The sequence below is a fragment of the Xanthobacter lutulentifluminis genome (assembly GCF_043194675.2).
Classification (GTDB): Bacteria; Pseudomonadota; Alphaproteobacteria; order Rhizobiales; family Xanthobacteraceae; genus Xanthobacter.
Genome location: NZ_CM195525.1, coordinates 1690730 through 1708545 on the forward strand (window position 1 = coordinate 1690730; position 17816 = coordinate 1708545).

A 17816-nucleotide genomic window follows, 5' to 3' on the forward strand; every position below is an offset into this window, starting at 1 on the left:
TCCCGCGCCGCAGCCCTCCAACCCGGCGCGCCGGTCCCTTCGCGCCGCCGCCCGCCAAGCCGGCGCAGTTGTTGCCCCGCGCCGCCGCCGGCCAACCCGGCGCAGTTGTTGCCCCGCGCCGCCGCCGTCCGCCAACCCGGCGCGAGACCCGCCACGCCTCCCCTATCGCGCCGCCTCGTCCGGCACGTTCGCCTCCAGCTCGGCAAGCCAGGGGCCGGGGCCGCTGTCGGAGGGGGCGCGCCAGTCGCCGCGGGGGGAGAGCGAGCCGCCGGAGGAGATCTTCGGCCCGTTGGGGATGGTGGAGCGCTTGAACTGGCTGGTGAAGAAACGCCGCAGGAACACCTTCATCCAGCGCCGGATCTCGGCGAGGTCATAGGCGTGCCGCTCGCCTTGCGGCACCGCATCCGGCCAGCGGCCGGCGCTCGCATCGGCCCAGGCGTGCTCGGCCAGGAAAGCGATGCGCGAGGGGGCGAAGCCGTAGCGGCTGAGGTAGTAGAGCGTGAAATCCTGCAGCGGATAGGGGCCGATGATGCTCTGGGTGGACTGGATGGCGCCGCCCGGCTCCGCCGGCACCAGCTCCGGCGAGATTTCCGTGGCGAGGATGGCCGCCAGCACCTGCGCCGTCTCGCCGCTCACGTCGCCGGAGGCGGCCACGAAGCGGATCAGGTGCTGGATCAGCGTCTTCGGCACCGAGGCGTTGACGTTGTAGTGGGACATGTGATCGCCCACGCCATAGGTGCACCAGCCCAGCGCCAGCTCGGAGAGGTCTCCGGTGCCCACCACCAGCGCATTGTTGTGGTTGGCGAGGCGGAACAGGTAATCGGTGCGCAGGCCGGCCTGCACGTTCTCGAACGTCACGTCATAGACCGCCTCGCCCCGCGCGAACGGATGGCCGAGATCGGCCAGCATCTGCCGGGCGGCGGGGCGGATGTCGATCTCCTGCGCGCTCACGCCCAGCGCGCGCATCAGCGCCCACGCATTGGCCTTGGTGCCCTCGGAGGTGGCGAAGCCCGGCAAGGTGTAGGCCAGCACGTTGGCGCGCGGATGCCCGCAGCGGTCCATGGCGCGGGCGGCGACGATGAGCGCCTGGGTCGAATCGAGCCCGCCGGACACGCCGATCACCACGTGCTTCATGCCCGTGGCCGCCAGCCGCTTGGCGAGGCCCTGCACCTGGATGTTGTAGGCCTCGTAGCAATCCTCCCGCAGCCGGGCGGGATCGTCCGGCACGTACGGGAAGCGCGGCACGACGCGGCTCAGCGCCACCGGGCGGGCCGGCGGCTCATAGGCGAGGCGCACGGTGCGGAAGGCCGGCACGGCCCCCGCCTCTGCCCGGGCGCAATCGCCGAAGGTGTTGACGCGCATGCGCTCCTGCCGGAGCCGCTCCAGGTCCACGTCCGCCACCGCCATCACCGAGCCGACCGGGAAGCGCTCCGCCTCGGCCAGCAGGTCGCCATATTCGAACACCGCGGCGTGCCCGTCCCAGGCGAGATCGGTGGTGGATTCCCCCGGCCCCGCCGCCGAATAGGCATAGGCCGCCACGGTGCGGGCCGACTGGGAGCCGCACAGCAGGCGCCGTGCCTCGGCCTTGCCGATGGTGATGTTGCTGGCGGAAAGGTTGAGCAGCACCTCGGCCCCGGCCAGCGCCGCGCGCGTGGACGGCGGCTGCGGCACCCACACGTCCTCGCAGATCTCCACATGGAAGGTGAAGGGCACCGCGCCCTCCGAGCGGAACAGCAGGTCCACGCCGAACGGCACCTCGCGCCCGCCCAGGAGGATCGCGCCGCCGCGCTCGTCCACGCCGGGCGAGAAATAGCGGCGCTCGTAGAACTCGCGGTAGTTGGGCAGGTAGCTCTTGGGCACCACGCCCAGCACCGTGCCGCGATGGATGACGATGCCGGTGTTGAACAGGCGCCCCGCGTGGCGCAGGGGGGCGCCCACCACCAGCACCGGATCGAGATCGCGCGCGGCGTCCGCGATCTCCCCCACCGCCGCCTCCACCGCGTCGAGCAGCGGCGTCTGGAACAGGAGGTCGTCGATGGCATAGGAGGACAGGCCGAGCTCGGGGAAGAGCATCACGGCGATCCCCTCCTCGTGCCCCTGCCGGGCCAGCTCCAGCGTGCGCGCGGTGGCGAAGGCGGGATCGGCCACGGTGGCGCGCGGCACGCAGGCGGCGATGCGCAGGAAGCCGTGGCGGTACAGGCAGCGGAAGTCTCGGCTTAGGGCGCTCATGCCGGGGGCGGGTCCTGGTGTCGGAATATGGGCAAGCGCGAGCATAGGCCGCCGCGCGCCGTTTGCCACGCGCGGCGCGATCCCGCCGCGCCACCGTGACGGCCCGCGCGGCCTCAGCGGGTGGAGAGGGGCAGAGGCGGCGGCGGGGTGGTGGCGCCGGGGCCGAGCGAGCGCTGCACCATCACGCTGTCGGCCCACTTCCCATAGCGATAGGCGACCCCCGGCAGGAAGCCCACCCGCACGAAGCCGAACCGCTCGTGCAAGGCGAGGGAGGCGGCGTTGTCGGCGTCGATATAGCCGATCATCTGCCGGAAGCCGGTTGCGGCGCAGGCGTCGATGAGCGCGCCCATGAGCGTGCTGCCGACGCCCCGGCCCACCTGATCGTGGTGCACATAGATGGAATGCTTGACGGTGTAGCGATAGGCCGGGCGCTTGCGGAACAGCACCACATAGGCATAGCCCACCACTTCGCCGTCGCGCGTCGCCACCAGATGGGGGAAGCGGCGGGCGCGGAAATTCTTCCGCCGCTCCTTCAGGTCGTCCGGCTCGGGCGCGCCGTCGTCCTCCACCCCGGCCTCGACGCCGCGCCGGATGTGGCGGCGATAGATGGCGAGCATCGCCTCCACGTCCGTGTCCCGCGAGGGACGGATGACGATTGCGCCCTGCTGGTCAGTCTCGCCTTCCATGGCCGGTCCGTACGCCCCTGCCCTATTCCGCCACGACATAGGTGTGGAGCCGCACGCGGCCCATGCCGTCCGTCTCGCGATAGACGCCCTGGATCTCCACGTCAAAGCCGGGGAAGGCGTTGAAGCAGGCCTCGAACATCTTCAGGTAGTCGATCATGGGCCGGGCCCGGTCGCCGAGCCGCTCGCCGGGCACGATGGTGGCGATGCCCGGCGGGTAGACCACGAACGGCGTGGTGGCGATGCGCCCCGCGATGGCGTCGATGGGCAGGTAGTCCACGTCGTTGCGCACCAGGCAGCGCGCGGCATCGTGGGGCGAGAGCGCGATTTCCGGCAGGTGCTGGGCCGAGAACTGGCGGGCCTGCAGGCCGCTGACATCCGCCGCGCGGAAGAAGCGGTGCATGTCGCCACACAGGTCCCTCAGCCGCACCCCGGCATAGCGGGCCGGGCGGCGGCGGAAGAACTCGGGAATGGCGTCCTCCAGCAGCGCGTTGTCGTCGTGCAGCTTCTTGAAGGCGACAAGGCCGGAGATGAGCGTGCCCGCCTTGGAGGCCTCCACGCCCGGGGTGAGCAGGAAGAGCAGCGAATTCAGGTCGTTCTTCTCGGCGACGATGCGGTTCTCGCGCAGATACTGCGCCACCACCGGCGCCGGGATGCCGTGCTCGGCATAGCCGCCGCCCCGCTCGAAGCCGGGGGTGAGGAGCGTGAGCTTGTTGGGATCGGTCATGGCGAAGCCCTCGGCCATGCCGGGGAAACCGTGCCACGCCGCACCGGGGGCGAGCTGCCAGAAGGCGGGATCGCTGGCGAGGAGGTCGGTTGAGACGCTCTCCCACGCCACCTCATGCACCGCGCCGGAGCGGGAGGCATCGGGGATGGCCACCCGGTCCGGCACGAACGGCTCGAAGAACCAGCGCCGCTCGGGCCGCTGCTCCTTCTCCTCGAACTCGCGGCGTACCGCGCGGATCTTCTTTCTGAGCTCGATGCCGAGGCGGATGGTGTCGTCCCACAGCACCTCGCCGGAGCGGCCCTTCATCATCTGCGCGCCCACGTCGAGGGAGGCGAACAGGGGGTAGAAGGGCGAGGTGGAGGCGTGCTGCATGAAGCTCTCGTTGAAGCGGCGGTGCTCCACCCGCCGCTTCTGGCCCTTGATGTGCCGGTCCTTGATGTGGATCTGCGAGGCCTGCGAGAAGCTCGCCAGCTGCTTGTGGGTGGACTGGGTGGCGATGATGCCCGGCGCATCCGGTCCCAGATCCTTCAGCCCCATGGCGAAGCGCCCGGCAAAGAGCGGGTGGAACTTCATGAAGCCGGCCCACGCCTCGTCGAACAGGATGTATTCGGCGAGGTGGCCGATCTTCTCCAGGATCATCTCGGCGTTGTGGATGGTGCCGTCATAGGTGCACTGCTCCACCACCGCCACGCGGAACGGCCGGGGCTTCTTCCACGCATCGGGGTCCTTCACCAGCGGGTGGGTGCGGATGCGCTCGCGCAGGGCCTCCTCGTCGAAGGCGGCGTAGTCCATGGGGCCGATGAGGCCATGGGCGTTGCGCATGGTGGGCACATAGACCGGGATGCCGCCGGAAATGAGCAGCGCGCCGTGGTGGGCGGCCTTGTGGTTGTTGCGGTCGAACAGCACCAGGTCGCCATCGGTGACGAGGGCGGAGAGGGCCACCTTGTTGGAGGTGGAGGTGCCGTTGAGCACGAAATAGGTCTTCTCGGCGCCGAAGATCTTCGCCGCCTCCTTCTGCGCCGCCAGCGCCGGCCCCTCGTGGGTGAGAAGGTCGCCGAGATCAAGCACGGAATTGTCGAGGTCGTCGCGGAACACCGCCTCGCCCAGGTGCTCCATGAACACCCGGCCGATGGGGCTTCTGGAATAGAACACGCCGCCGTTGTGGCCGGGGCAGGTCCACAGCTGGTTGCCTTCCTCGGCATAATCCACCAGCGCGCCGAAGAACGGGGTCTTCAGCGTCTCGGCATATTGCTTCAGGCGGCTGACCAGGTTCTTGGCGATGAAGGGGGGCGTCTCCTCGGAGAGGAAGACATAGCCGTCGATGAAGTCCAGCACCTCCACCGGCACGTCTTCGAGCCGCTTCCTGCGGATCAGCAAAATGATGGGGAAGTCGAGGCCGCGCCGGCGCATCAGGTTGATGAGGGCGGAGGTCTTGCCCTCCAGGCCCTTCTTGCCCCAGTCCACCACCATGCAGCCGATGGCGGCGTCGGTCTGCACCACGATCTCGGCGTCCTCGAGGTTGCGGGCGCGCACCACCTCGAAGCCGGCGCGCTCGATCTCCGCCACGATCTGGCCGAGCCGCGCGCCTTCCAGATCCTCGGCGTCGAAGGCCGGGGTGGCGAACAGGAAGTTGAAGCGTCTGAAATAATCCATCGGGGGCCCCCGCGCGCAGATCCGGCGCCGTGGTGTCGTCGGCTTCGATGACAGGACCACGACACCCCGGCCGCCGGGCGCAGGGTGCCACTCCAGCCGCCGCCGCGGCGCTCACCTGATGGTGATCGGCCACCTCGCGCACCCGGCCCCCGCTGCGCGAACGGCTGAATGGCCGCGCGCGCCCGGTCCGCGGCCGCTTCCCCCTCGGGCGGGATTGCATCGATGATGCGTTGCGGCGTAATCGGGAAACCGACGACATCGAGGAAGGACGAACCATGAGCGCGATGGCCGGAACCGGCAACGGCGTGGACGCGGGCGCACCCCGCTCCGACTGGACCCAGGACGAGGCGCGCGCCATCTACGACCTGCCCTTCCCGGATCTGCTGTTCCGCGCTCAGTCCATCCACCGCCGCCATTTCGACCCGGCCGAGGTGGAGACGGCCACCCTGCTCGCCATCAAGACCGGCGGCTGCCCGGAGGATTGCGGCTACTGCTCCCAGAGCGCGCATCACGAGACCGGGCTCAAGGCCAGCAAGCTGATGGGCGTGGACGAGGTGCTGGCGCAGGCCCGCGCGGCCCGCGACGGCGGCGCCACCCGCTTCTGCATGGGCGCCGCCTGGCGCAGCCCCAAGGACCGCGACCTCGACGCCGTGTGCGCCATGATTTCCGGCGTGAAGGCCATGGGGCTGGAGGCGTGCGTGACGCTGGGCATGCTCACCCCCGCGCAGGTGGACCGCCTAGGCGCCGCCGGCCTCGACTATTACAACCACAACGTGGACACCTCGCCGGAATTCTACCCGCAGATCGTCACCACCCGCACCATGGACGACCGGCTCGACACCCTCGCCTCGGTGCGCGCCGGCGGCATCCGCCTGTGCACCGGCGGCATCGTCGGCATGGGCGAGACGGTGGACGACCGCATCTCCATGCTGGTGCTGCTGGCCGGCCTGTCGCCGCACCCCGAGAGCGTGCCGCTGAACATGTGGAACGAGATCGACGGCACGCCGGTGATGGACACCGCCAACCCGCCCGATCCCATCGCCTTCGTGCGGCTGATCGCGCTGGCGCGCATCCTCATGCCCCGCTCGGTGGTGCGCCTGTCCGCCGGCCGCCACGCCATGAGCGACGAGCTGCAGGCCCTGTGCTTCCTCGCCGGCGCCAATTCCATCTTCACCGGCGACACGCTGCTGACCACCGGCAATCCGGAACGGGAGAAGGACGCCGCGCTGTTCGCCCGCCTCGGCCTGCGCGCCGCGGCCCCGGCACGGGCGGGCGAGCGCTCCGCGGCGGAATAGGCCGGAGCGCGAAATTTCACTCCATTCCGACGCAGATCGACAACCGGCGCGCGCAAAAATCTCGGAATGCGGGCGCAATCCATGCACGCAACCGCGTAAAGGACCTGCGCCCGGCTGATCGCAGACGGGCGCAGGCCGCCAAGCGGGACCCTGGACGGAGGGGCTGGACGCCAGCGGCTGGCCGCAATCAGGGGACGGCGCGGCAGGGGCTTTGCCCCGTCCGTGGGGACGGCGCGGCGCGCGGGAGGCCGGGGTCGTTCAGGAGCCGGATTGGGTGAGGGATGGGGCCTTGAGGGAAACGAGCCGGACGGCGCCATTTCTGGCTACCGTCCGGCCCGCCCACCCCGTGCCGGTCAGGGCTTGGCACGGGATTCGATTCGTCCGGCCCGCTCGCGGAGGCCGTCTCGTGGCGCTCCGGTTGTGTGGGCAGATGTCTATCACGCGGTCCGTGAAGCCGCAGGAAAGACTGATCCGAAACGGACCGAATCCCGCGCCCGGACAGCTCACGGCGCAGGGCTGCCGCGCAGCTGGAACACCGCATTCACCCGCGCCTCGATCTCCGGCGTGATGGCCACGTCGAGGGTGGCGAGCGTCTCCTCCAGCTGGGCCATGGAGGTGGCGCCGATGATGTTGGAGGTGACGAAGCTGCGGCTCGTCACCCAGGCCTGCGCCAGCTGCACCGGCGTGAGCCCGAGCGCGGCGGCGACGTCCAGATAATCGCGGATCGCCGCCTCCGTTCCCGGCTTCTCGTAGCGCTGGCCGCGGTTGAACAGGGTGGTGCGGGTGCCGGCCGGGCGGGCGCCGTCGAGATACTTGCCGGTGAGGTAGCCCTGCGCCAGCGGCGAATAGGCCAGAAGGCCCACATCCTCCCGCTCGGCGAACTCCGACAGGCCGTATTCGTAGGTGCGGTTCAGCAGGTTGTAGGCGTTCTGCACCGAGGCGATGCGCGGGCCGTGCCCCGCCTCTGCCGCCGCGAGGAAGCGGTGGACACCCCATGCGGTCTCGTTGGACAGGCCGATGTGCCGCACCTTGCCCGCCTTCACCAGATCGCCGAGCGCGCCCAGCGTCTCCTCGATGGGCACCTCCGGCCCCTCGCCGGTGGCGAGCCGGGGATCGGCATGGCCGCCGAACAGCGGCACCGAGCGGTCCGGCCAGTGCAGCTGGTAGAGGTCCACATAATCGGTCTGAAGCCGGCGCAGCGAGCCCTCGATGGCCTCGTTGATGTTGCGCGCGTCGAGCCGCGTCTTGCGCTCTCCGGCGCGGAACCAGGTCTGGTCGGAGCGGCCCACCGCCTTGGTGGCGATGATGACGCGCTCGCGTCCGCCGCGGGCCTTCAGCCAGGTGCCGATGATGCGCTCGGTGGAGCCCTGCGTCTCGGCCTTGGGCGGGATGGAATAGAGCTCGGCGGTGTCGATGAAGTTGATGCCGGCATCGAGGGCGCGGTCGATCTGGGCGTGGCCCTCGGCTTCGGTGTTCTGCTGCCCGAACGTCATGGTGCCGAGGGCGATGGACGACACCGAAAGGCCGGTGCGCCCGAGGGGGCGATACTCCAGCATGGAGAGGAAGGCTCCGGGGAGGAGAGGGAGGGAGCGGGAGAAAAGACCCGGCAACCGCCGCCGTCAATGCACCGCAGCATCACATTCCCGGCGCGCGGCCGGCGCCCCGCGCACGACCCGTGCGCGTTCACGCAGGGCAAGCCCGATCAAGGGGGCCAGAGCGGGGGCAGGTGATGCCGCGGCTTCGGACTGGAGACGGGTCCGCCAGGTGATTCGCGCCGCGCACCGGTGCCGGGCGGCCGAAGTGATTCGCAGGCGGCAGGTCCCTGTGGCGGGGCCGTCGCGGAGCACGGTCGAGGGGGGCACGGATCACGGGCGCGGCGTCGGGCTGCCGAACCGGGAGCGCGAGGAAGCGGGCGGCTGCGGGCGCCAGTCGCGCCCGACCACGCTCTTCTCAGGGGAAGGGAGGCCGACAGACATCCGGCGCAGCCGCCACCGCCCGGGTCGGCGACGACACGGCGGTGATCCGGATCAGCGTGGAGGAAGTGGTGGAGCCAGGCGGAATCGAACCGCCGACCTCTTGAATGCCATTCAAGCGCTCTCCCAACTGAGCTATGGCCCCACGCGGGGAAGCGTGGTCACGCCTGACGGACCCGGGCAGGATCCGGACCGGCGCTTCGCACGCTTAAAAGTGAATTGGTGGAGCCAGGCGGAATCGAACCGCCGACCTCTTGAATGCCATTCAAGCGCTCTCCCAACTGAGCTATGGCCCCACCGGACCGCGGCCTGCCTGCAGAAACGTCTCCATTGGGGTGGAAACGCCGGATCTGCATGCGGGGAAACCCGCGGCGGAAGCTCGGAGAAACAGGTCCGCCGAGCGAGAGCGGCCTTTAAGCACAGGCCGCGACGGGTATCAAGCCTCTTCGTCGTCCTCGAGGCCCTCTCCGATCAGATCGGAGACGTCATCCCCATCATCTTCGTCTTCCTCGAGGAAGGTGTCGTCGTCACCGGCCTCGATGTCGTCATCCACATCGACGTCGTCGCCGGTGGTGACCTTGGCAGAGCCGGAGGCCTCCTCGTCGGCTTCCTCGAGGCTGATGACCTCGGCCTCGGTGTCCTCGCCCTCGGCGTCCTCGGGGACGTTACGGGGTGTTTCGGTCCGGCTGGCACCACGAGCGGCCGGCTCGAAATAGGAACGCGGATAGGATTCGCCCGTGAACGGGGACACGATCGGGTCCTTGTTCAGGTCGTAGAATTTGCGCCCCGTGACAGGACAGATGCGCTTGGTGCCGAGTTCAGGCTTCGCCACGGCAAAGATCCTCGGAAGGGCTCAACAGGAGCGTGCTCCATTGGCGCGTGGCGTATTCCCTGTCAAGGGCCGATCCGCCGGGCCGGGCGGTGACGCCTCGCCACGCCCTGTGCTAGACGACGCTCCTGTTCCCACAGAAGAGCTTCGGACGGCCGCCGCGCCGGTCCAGCGTCCCCAAGAGGCCCAGATGTCCGCCACCCCCAGCGCCGCTCCCGCCTCCGGCCACGGATCCGGTCCCGCCCAGCCCGCCGCCGCACGGCCTTCCGGACCGCTTTCCGGCCACGTCCGGGTGCCCGGCGACAAGTCGGTCTCGCACCGCGCGCTGATCTTCGGGCTGTTCGCGGAGGGCGTGACGCGCATCACCGGCCTGCTGGAGGGCGAGGACGTGCTGAACACCGCCAAGGCCTGCTCGGCCCTCGGCGCGCGCGTCACCCGGCTCGGCGAGGGCCGCTGGGAGGTGGAGGGCACCGGCGCCAACGGCCTCGCCCAGCCCGACGCGCCGCTCGATTTCGGCAATTCCGGCACCGGCGTGCGCCTGATGATGGGCGCGGTGGCCGGGCAGGACGTGAGCGCCACGTTCGACGGCGACGCCAGCCTGCGCAAGCGACCCATGAAGCGCGTGCTGGACCCGCTCGTGGCCATGGGCGTGGAGGTGGCCGAAAGCGCCGAGGGCGGCCGCCTGCCGCTCACGCTCAAGGGCAGCGATGCCACCCGCGCCATCACCTACGAGACCCCCATGCCGTCGGCGCAGGTGAAGTCCGCCGTGCTGCTCGCCGGCCTCGGCGCCCGCGGCGAGACGGTGGTGATCGAGCGCGAGGCCACCCGCGACCATACCGAGCGCATGCTCGCCCATTTCGGCGCCTCGGTTCGGGTGGAGCCGCACGGCGCCCACGGACGGCGCATCACCCTCGCCGGCCGCCCGCATCTGGTGGCCGCGCCGGTGGACGTGCCGGCGGACCCCTCCTCGGCCGCCTTCCCGCTGGTGGCGGCGCTGATCGTCCCCGGCTCGGACGTGACGCTGACCAACGTGATGATGAACCCGCTGCGCACCGGCCTCATCACCACCCTGCTGGAAATGGGCGCGAGCATCGAGGTGCTGGCCGAGCGCGAGGAGGGCGGCGAGCGCGTCGCCGACCTGCGCGTGCGCCATTCCCGCCTGAAGGGCGTCGAGGTGCCGGCCGAGCGCGCGCCGGCCATGATCGATGAATATCCCGTGCTGGCGGTAGCCGCCGCCTTTGCTGACGGGGTGACCGCCATGCGCGGCCTGTCCGAGCTCCGGGTGAAGGAAAGCGACCGCCTCGCCGCGGTGGCGGACGGCCTTGCCGCCTGCGGCATCGCCCACGAGGTCCATGGCGACGACCTGCTCGTCACCGGCGCGCAGACCGTGCGCGGCGGCGGGCCGGTGGCGACCCACATGGACCATCGCATCGCCATGTCGTTCCTGGTGCTCGGCCTTGCGACCACCGAGGGCGTGAGCGTGGACGACGTGGCCTTCATCGCCACCTCGTTCCCCAGCTTCATTCCCATGATGCGCGGCCTCGGCGGCGAGATCGCCTGAGGATGGCCGTGATCATCGCCATCGACGGGCCGGCGGCCTCCGGCAAGGGCACGCTCGCCCGGCGCCTCGCGGCGCATTTCCGGCTGCCGCACCTCGACACCGGCCTGCTCTACCGGGCGGTGGGGGCGCGCTGCCTCGCCGAGGGGGTGCTGGCGGACGAGGTGGCCTCGGTGCGCGCCGCCCATGCGCTCGACGTGGCAGCCCTCGACCCTGACGCCCTGCGCACCGCCGCGCTGGGCGAGGCGGCGTCCGTGGTGGCGGCGCGGCCGCAGGTGCGGGCCGCCCTGCTGGAGCTGCAGCGCCGGTTCGCCACCCAGCCCGGCGGCGCGGTGCTGGACGGGCGCGACATCGGCACCGTCATCTGCCCGGACGCTGACGCGAAGCTGTTCGTGACCGCGAAGCCCGAGGTGCGCGCCGAGCGGCGTTTCCTCGAGCTGCGCGGGCGCGGCGAGGACATCGCCTACGATGCCGTGCTGGAGGACATCCGCCGGCGCGACGAGCGGGATTCAGGCCGCGCCGCGGCGCCGCTCACCATGGCGGACGACGCGGTGCTGCTGGATACCTCGACCCTCGACATTCCCGGCGCCTTCGCCGCCGCCCTCGCCGCCGTGGAAGCGCGCCGGAAGGCGCGCTGACCGAAGCAACACCAAGGCGCGCCGGCAGGCGTGCTGAACAAAGCAGCACCAACGCGCTCCGCGTGGCATGCTGAGCGAAGCCGAAGGCTCGGCGCGAAGCGCTCGATGGATTGGCGACACGCCGACTGGCGCCGCCCACGAAGCGACACGGGTGTAGGGCACGACTTGGGTGGAAGGCACGACCTGGGCGGAAGGCACGACCTGGGCCGCGCGACGCCCTGCCCTTAGCGCTCCTCGTGCGGACGCCGGAGCGTCGGCTCGCCATCTCGCGCATCGAGCGCCATCAATGCGTCCCCGTCTGGCCCGGACGCCGCCCTAAGGGGCTCCGCGGGACAGGACGCATGCCGTCATGTTCCCGCCCGAGGACACGCCCGAAGACACGCCGACGGAAAGCGGCGGGCGGGTCGACCCCTCCCACTCACGTGCCCCGCAGTGGCGCGGGCCGCGGCCTACGCCTTCAGGCGGTCGAAGGTGCGGGCCATCTCCTCGCGGCTCACCGCATCGATCAGGGCGGGGCTGAGCACGTCCGCGCCGGCGCGGAAGGCGTCTTCCGCATCGGGACGGGCCAAGGCCACCCGCAAGCCGCCCACGAGGTCGTAGAGGTCCCACGCCAGGCCCGCGTCCCGCAGGGCCGACTGCAGCGCGCCCTGCACCAGCGCGCGGACCGTGCGGTGCGATTCGGACACCGGCACCTCGTCCGCCTGCCCTTCCAGCGCCGCGACGCAGGCCTCCTCGTCGAACGAGACATGGCCGCGGCAGGCGAGCGGGCGCACCGGGTAGATCACGCAGATGCCCTCGGCGAGGAAGGGGCATTCGCAGCCCAGCGCCATGGTGCCGGCGGCATCGGTGCGCGCCGGCGCAGCGGCGAGGCGCGCCGGCAGGTCGATGCCCACCTTGCGGAAGCCCTCCGCCATGGCCCGCACATAGCGCGCCACCATCAGCACCTCGGGCGCGGTCGCCACCACCTGGATGCGGCAGCAGGTGCCGCAGCCCTTGCGGCAGGCCGGCTCCGGCAGGTCGCGGGTCTGCTCGGTCACATTGTGCTCGTAGCTGGAGAAGGCCTGCATCCAGACCCGGTCCACCACGTCCTGCGCGCCCCGGTGGGCGGCAAGCGTGGCGCCGAAGGCCGCCTGCTGGGCACGAAAGAAGGCGGCGGGGCCGTCGGCCGCCTCCGCAGGACCCCGATCCATCTCCACCGCAAGCCTCCAAAAATTCCGGTCCGCCCGCAACGGGCGCCCCAAGGCTCCCCGGCCTCGTGAGCCGGCGCATTGAGATGGAACAAGCTATGTCTATTCGGATACAGCTCTCAACATGGGGAAACCGCGTAGCCCGCAGGTGCGGGCCACGCGGGCGCTCAGAAGCAGGTGAGCGCGACCGAGGTGTGCTCCACCTGCGGCGGGCTGGCGAAATGGGGGCTGGCGAGCCGGCGCCATTCCTGGAATTCCGGCGCATTGCGGAAATGCACCATGTGGTCCTCCACCGTGTCCCAGGTGACCACCAGATAATAGCGGGAGGGAGCCTCGATCGAGCGCTCCAGGGATAGCCCGCGGCAGCCGCGCGACTTCTGGAAGAAGGGCGCAGCCTCCTTCACGGCCGCCTCGAAGGCCGCCTCGGAGCCTTCCTTGATGTCGATCGTGGCGATCTCATAGACCATGGCGTGTTCCTCGCATCGGGCGGCCCGTCCGCGCCGCCGGCGCGACATTAGATCGATTTGGGCCGGCAGGAACACTGCCCGCCATGACGAAAGCGCGAGCGCGGCCGATGGTCCGGCGGCCCCGGGGCGCCACCGCAGGCTTGCCAAGCCGGACGCGACGCGGCAAACCCGCAGCATCCGGTGCAACGCGAGCTCTGCCATGGCCCATTGGCTTTACAAGTCCGAGCCCTTCAAGTGGTCGTGGGAGATGCAGGTGAAGGCCGGCGCCAAGGGCACCCACTGGGACGGCGTGCGCAACCACCTCGCCAAGCAGCAGCTTATGGCGATGAAGATCGGCGACACCGGCTTCTTCTACCACTCGAACGAGGGCAAGGAGATCGTCGGCATCGTGGAGGTCATCAAGGAAGCCTATCCCGACCCGTCCGACGCCACCGGCAAGTTCGTGATGGTGGACATCAAGGCGGTGAAGCCGCTGAAGACCCCGGTGACGCTCGCCGCGGTGAAGGGCGAGCCCCGCCTCGCCGAGATGGCGCTGATGAAATATTCCCGCCTGTCCGTGCAGCCGGTGACGGACGCGGAATGGGAGCTGGTGTGCGCCATGGGCGGCTTGTGAGCCGCATTCTCGATCCCGCCGCCTTCATCCGCGCCGAGACCCGCCTGCGGCCGGTGCCGCTGGTGCCGGAGGTCTCGCTGCATGTGGCCGACGAGGCGGTGCCCATCTGGCATCGCACCGAGGAGGAACTGGGCGAGATGGGCCTGCCGCCGCCCTTCTGGGCCTTCGCCTGGGCCGGCGGGCAGGCCCTCGCCCGGCATGTGCTGGACCATCCGGAGACCGTGCGCGGCCGCAAGGTGCTGGATTTCGCCTCCGGCTCCGGGCTCGTGGCCATCGCCGCCATGAAGGCGGGGGCGGTATCCGCCACCTGTGCCGACATCGATCCGTTCGCGGTGGCGGCCATCGCGCTCAACGGGGAGGCGAACGGCGTCGTCCTCTCCCCCGTGCAGGACGACCTGATCGGGCACGATGGCGGCTGGGACACGGTGCTCGCCGGCGACATCGCCTATGAGCGGGACCTGTCGGAGCGGGTGTTCGCCTGGCTGCTGGCGCTCGCCGGACGTGGCGCAACGGTTTTGATCGGCGATCCCGGCCGCACCTATCTGCCCAAGGACCGGCTGGAGCGCCTGGCGGACTACAGCGTGCCGGTGACGCGGGAGCTGGAGGACATGGAGATCAAGCGCACGGCGGTGTGGCGGCCGCGCCGGGATCGCTGAGGCCGGAAGCCGGGGCTGGACCTAGAGCGCGATCCGATCAGATTGGACCAACCTGATCGGTGAATCGCCCTCTCACTCTTAGATCGAGAACGCGTTATCCGATCAGATCGCGATGCGATCCGATCAGCGCGTGCTCTAGGGTCCGGGCTTCGTGCCGACGATCCCGTGATGGGGAAAGGTGACGAACAGCGTGCCGGCGGCCTCGGCTTCCGCGAGCGCCACCCGGAACACGGCGAGTTCTTCCGCCGAAAGGCGCGGCTCCAGCCGGCCGACGATAAAGCGCCAGAAGCCGCTGCCGTTCTCGAACGACGGCATAGCCGGGCACGGCACGAGATCCCGAAAGCCCGCCGCGCGCATCCGCCGGTAGAGGCTCGCGTCGGCGGCGCCCCCGGGCGACACCATGGGTGGCACCACTTCCACCTTGGCGCGGATCGCATCGGGCAGATCGGCGCTGAACTGATGCCGGCCGTCGATGGCGCGAACGATGACGCCCACCCGCCCGCCGGGCTTCACCACCCGGAACAGCTCGGAAAGGGCGCGGTCGGCGTCGCATTCCTCCAGCACGGTCACGCTGTAGGCATGGTCGAAGCCGGCGTCGGCGAACGGCAGATGCTCGGCGTCCGCCTCGCGGAAGGTGATGCGATCCGACAGGCCGGCCGGCTCGGCAAGGCCCGCCCCCTCCTTCACCATGTAGGCGTTGATATCGCAGGCGGTGACATGCCCCGCCCCTTGGGCCGCACGCCGCGCCGCGATCCGCGCCAGCGCGCCCGATCCCGCGCCCACGTCGAGGACGTGATCCGTGGGGGCGGGGGCGATGATGTCCAGGAGCGTGGTGAACATGCCGCGATAGCTGGGGCTGCTCGCGCGATCCTCCAGCAGGGCGACACCGCCGAGATGCGCGCCGCCCAGCCGGATCACGGTGAAATGGTCGGCGAGGCGGGGCAGCGCGGCGTCCCACTGGGTGGGGGCGAGGAACAGCGGGAACAGCACGAGCGCCGGCCCCGATCCCACAATCTCATAGCTGATGCCGGCATGGGCGCCGCTTTCAGGCGCTCGGGCCGGCGGGCTGGCGGTTCCGGGCAGATCCCGCAGGGCGTCGACCACCTCGTCCGTGCGGTCGCGCACATGATCGGCCCATCCCGGCTGGGCATAGCCTTCAAGCGTGCGCCGGCGGCTCTCGGGCAGCGCCGCCGCCACCACGCCGGCGATCTGGGACGAGGTGCCGCCATCCCCGGCGAGCACCGTCAATCGGCTGGCCACCGCCGCGAACGCCGCCGGCTCGCAGCCCACCGGCTCGTGGAACAGGAGGCCCGCGATCCGCGCCGGATGGGCCGCCGCGAAGCCGGCGAGGCTGCCCGGCATCTGCGTCGCCACATGGGCGGCCTCGAGCCCCAGATGATCCCACACAGCGAGGAGCCGGTCGGCGAGGCTCCCGCCGCGCCCCTCGGCTGCTTTCGTCTCGTTCGGCATGGTCCCCCCATCGACCTTGGCGAAACCGGATCGACTGCGACCATGCTAGAGCACCCGCCGATCAAAGTGCATCGCCATCTGATCGGATCCCGTGTTCCCTTGCCCGGGCCGGGGTGCCACGAACGCCCGGGACTGCCCGCCGGGCGTTGGCCTGGGCCGGCCTGTTCAGCAGGCCTGCTCCTTGGCGCAGAACGCCTTGTGCAGGGCCTCGATCACCAGCAGCACCTCGGCGCGGGCGATGCGGTAGAACACGCTGGTGCCTTCCCTGCGCGCCTCCACCAGCCCGTCGGCGCGCAGGCGCATGAGCTGCTGCGACATGGGCACCTGATCGATCCCCAGCTCGTCGCGCAGCTGCGCCACCGACTTCTCCCCTCCCCCAAGGGCGCACAGCACCATCAGCCGCTGCGGATGGGAAAGGCTGCGCATCAGCTCGGCCGCCTGCTCGGAGGCAGGCATCATGTCTGAAACATTCATAGACTTGAATTTACAATCTTTGAATATTAAATGCAACGAAGCGTCGCCGGCTTGGGGCCGACGATCCCCTCACGGAGCAGGATAATGTCCGTTGATCGCGCCGTCATGATGTTTGCCGGGTTCATGGTGCTGGCCTCGCTGGCGCTGGGCGTCCTCGTCTCGCCCTACTGGCTGTGGCTCACCGCCTTCGTGGGGGCGAACCTGATGCAGGCCTCCGTCACCGGCTTCTGCCCGGCGGCGATGATCCTCAAGCGCCTGGGGCTGAAGCCCGGCGTCGCCTTTTCCTGATCGCGAAGCTACCCGGCTGACGAGACATCCATGATCCTGCGGTCCCTCGCGCTCCTCGCGGCGCTCCTCGCCTCCTCCGCCGCCGTGGCTGCGGACGACTTCACCGTGCGCCGGCTGGACGTGCCGGAGCTGAAAGCCGTGTTCGGCGAGGTGGAGAGCCGCACCGTCGTGCCGGCCCGCGCCCGCATCGGCGGCACCATGCGTCAGGTCTCGGTGAGCGAGGGCAGCCAGGTGAAGGAGGGCGACGAGATCGCCCTCGTGGTGGACGACAAGCTGGCCCTGACGCTCAATGCCGCCGAGGCGCGCATCCGCGAGCTCACCTCCCAGCTCGACAATGCCCGCACCGAGCTCGACCGCGCCCAGCAGCTGCTGGCGCGCGGCGTCGCCAGCCAGAGCCGGGTAGACACCGCACGCACCCAGTTCGATGTCGCCACCAACCAGGTGCGCGCCGCCGAGGCCGACCGCGCCGTGGTGCTCCAACGTGCCCGCGAAGGCGCCGTGGTGGCGCCGGCGGACGGGCGGGTGCTGACCGTGCCCGTCACCCCCGGCAGCGTGGTGCTGGCCGGCGACGAGATCGCCCGCATCGCCTCCGGCCCCTATTACCTGCGCCTGAGCCTGCCGGAGCGCCACGCCGCCACCATCCGCGAGGGCGGCAGCGTGCGCATCGGCGCCCGCGGCATCAAGGAGGAGGCGGCCGGCTCGCCCGCCGCCGCCCGGCTCGGCCGCATCGTGAAGGTCTATCCCGAGATCACCGCCGGCCGCGTCGTGGCCGACGTGGAGGTGGACGGGCTCGGCGACTATTTCGTCAACGAGCGCACTCTCGTGTGGATCGAGATCGGCCGCCGCGCCGTGCTGGCGGTGCCGCCGGCCGCCATCTCCACCCGCCATGGCGTGGATTACGTGCGCATCCTGCCCGGCCCGGCGGAGGGCGTTCCCCCCGCCGACGACGCCGCCCGCCCGGCCATCGACGTGCCGGTGGTGCTCGGCGCGCCCCTCGACACCGCAGACGGCGCGCGCGTGGAGGTCCTCACCGGCCTGCGCGACGGCGACCGCATCCTCTTCCCGGGCCGCTGACC

General features: G+C 70.6%; 16 protein-coding genes and 2 tRNA genes. 7 read left to right on the forward strand and 11 right to left on the reverse strand.

The genetic code is table 11. The annotated features are described in order from the left end of the window. Window positions 1-162: 162 nt before the first annotated feature. From V5F49_RS07620 to V5F49_RS07630, 3 genes are all read right to left on the reverse strand, one after another. Window positions 163-2229, reverse strand: a complete 2067-nt coding sequence (locus V5F49_RS07620) for an NAD(+) synthase (RefSeq protein ID WP_394117664.1) — start codon at window positions 2227-2229, stop codon at window positions 163-165. A gap of 113 nt (window positions 2230-2342) precedes the next feature. Continuing rightward, window positions 2343-2915 (reverse strand): GNAT family N-acetyltransferase, encoded by a 573-nt coding sequence (locus V5F49_RS07625; RefSeq protein WP_394117665.1) that lies wholly within the window; start codon window positions 2913-2915, stop codon window positions 2343-2345. A gap of 22 nt (window positions 2916-2937) precedes the next feature. After that, window positions 2938-5292: an Orn/Lys/Arg family decarboxylase gene (locus V5F49_RS07630; RefSeq protein ID WP_394117666.1), complete on the reverse strand. Its 2355-nt coding sequence runs from the start codon at window positions 5290-5292 to the stop codon at window positions 2938-2940. 284 nt (window positions 5293-5576) lie between these two features. On the opposite strand from V5F49_RS07630, the gene bioB reads away from it, so the two are divergent. Further along, a complete protein-coding gene (gene bioB, locus V5F49_RS07635; protein ID WP_394117802.1) occupies window positions 5577-6587 on the forward strand; it encodes a biotin synthase BioB in 1011 nt (336 codons plus the stop codon). A 503-nt stretch (window positions 6588-7090) separates the two neighbouring features. Here bioB and V5F49_RS07640 read toward each other — a convergent pair. From V5F49_RS07640 to V5F49_RS07655, 4 genes are all read right to left on the reverse strand, one after another. Then, window positions 7091-8140, reverse strand: coding sequence for an aldo/keto reductase (locus V5F49_RS07640; RefSeq protein ID WP_394117803.1), 1050 nt, complete (start codon window positions 8138-8140; stop codon window positions 7091-7093). A gap of 489 nt (window positions 8141-8629) precedes the next feature. Beyond that, window positions 8630-8705 (reverse strand) — tRNA-Ala (locus V5F49_RS07645). Between the two features lie 75 nt (window positions 8706-8780). Beyond that, a tRNA-Ala gene (locus V5F49_RS07650) sits at window positions 8781-8856 on the reverse strand. Window positions 8857-8996: 140 nt separating this feature from the next. After that, entirely contained in the window at window positions 8997-9392 is a 396-nt protein-coding gene (locus tag V5F49_RS07655; RefSeq protein WP_394117667.1) for a TIGR02300 family protein, read from the reverse strand. 187 nt (window positions 9393-9579) lie between these two features. On the opposite strand from V5F49_RS07655, the gene aroA reads away from it, so the two are divergent. Then, window positions 9580-10950: a 3-phosphoshikimate 1-carboxyvinyltransferase gene (gene aroA, locus V5F49_RS07660; RefSeq protein ID WP_394117668.1), complete on the forward strand. Its 1371-nt coding sequence runs from the start codon at window positions 9580-9582 to the stop codon at window positions 10948-10950. An 8-nt stretch (window positions 10951-10958) separates the two neighbouring features. Next, complete coding sequence (cmk, locus tag V5F49_RS07665; RefSeq protein WP_394117804.1) at window positions 10959-11585, forward strand: (d)CMP kinase; 627 nt, start codon at window positions 10959-10961, stop codon at window positions 11583-11585. 449 nt (window positions 11586-12034) lie between these two features. Here cmk and V5F49_RS07670 read toward each other — a convergent pair whose 3' ends face one another. Both V5F49_RS07670 and V5F49_RS07675 read right to left on the reverse strand, forming a co-directional pair. After that, on the reverse strand, window positions 12035-12775 hold the full coding sequence (locus tag V5F49_RS07670; protein WP_394117669.1) for a YkgJ family cysteine cluster protein: 741 nt from the start codon (window positions 12773-12775) through the stop codon (window positions 12035-12037). A 164-nt stretch (window positions 12776-12939) separates the two neighbouring features. Continuing rightward, entirely contained in the window at window positions 12940-13239 is a 300-nt protein-coding gene (locus V5F49_RS07675) for an antibiotic biosynthesis monooxygenase family protein (RefSeq protein WP_394117670.1), read from the reverse strand. A gap of 199 nt (window positions 13240-13438) precedes the next feature. Between V5F49_RS07675 and V5F49_RS07680 the strand changes: the two genes are divergently transcribed. Further along, window positions 13439-13852, forward strand: coding sequence for an EVE domain-containing protein (locus V5F49_RS07680; protein WP_394117671.1), 414 nt, complete (start codon window positions 13439-13441; stop codon window positions 13850-13852). Next, complete coding sequence (locus tag V5F49_RS07685) at window positions 13819-14508, forward strand: class I SAM-dependent methyltransferase (RefSeq protein WP_394117672.1); 690 nt, start codon at window positions 13819-13821, stop codon at window positions 14506-14508. Before V5F49_RS07680 ends, V5F49_RS07685 begins: the two co-directional genes overlap by 34 nt. A gap of 135 nt (window positions 14509-14643) precedes the next feature. Here V5F49_RS07685 and V5F49_RS07690 read toward each other — a convergent pair whose 3' ends face one another. Both V5F49_RS07690 and V5F49_RS07695 read right to left on the reverse strand, forming a co-directional pair. Further along, a complete protein-coding gene (locus tag V5F49_RS07690; protein WP_394117673.1) occupies window positions 14644-15978 on the reverse strand; it encodes a class I SAM-dependent methyltransferase in 1335 nt (444 codons plus the stop codon). Between the two features lie 165 nt (window positions 15979-16143). Continuing rightward, entirely contained in the window at window positions 16144-16437 is a 294-nt protein-coding gene (locus tag V5F49_RS07695; RefSeq protein WP_394117674.1) for a metalloregulator ArsR/SmtB family transcription factor, read from the reverse strand. Window positions 16438-16536: 99 nt separating this feature from the next. Here V5F49_RS07695 and V5F49_RS07700 point away from each other — a divergent pair, with 99 nt between their 5' ends. Together V5F49_RS07700 and V5F49_RS07705 are read left to right on the forward strand one after the other, a co-directional pair. Beyond that, window positions 16537-16740, forward strand: coding sequence for a YgaP family membrane protein (locus V5F49_RS07700; protein WP_394117675.1), 204 nt, complete (start codon window positions 16537-16539; stop codon window positions 16738-16740). Between the two features lie 30 nt (window positions 16741-16770). Further along, the gene (locus tag V5F49_RS07705; protein ID WP_394117676.1) at window positions 16771-17814 is read left to right on the forward strand and encodes an efflux RND transporter periplasmic adaptor subunit; all 1044 of its coding nucleotides are present in this window, start codon (window positions 16771-16773) and stop codon (window positions 17812-17814) included. Window positions 17815-17816 lie beyond the last annotated feature (2 nt).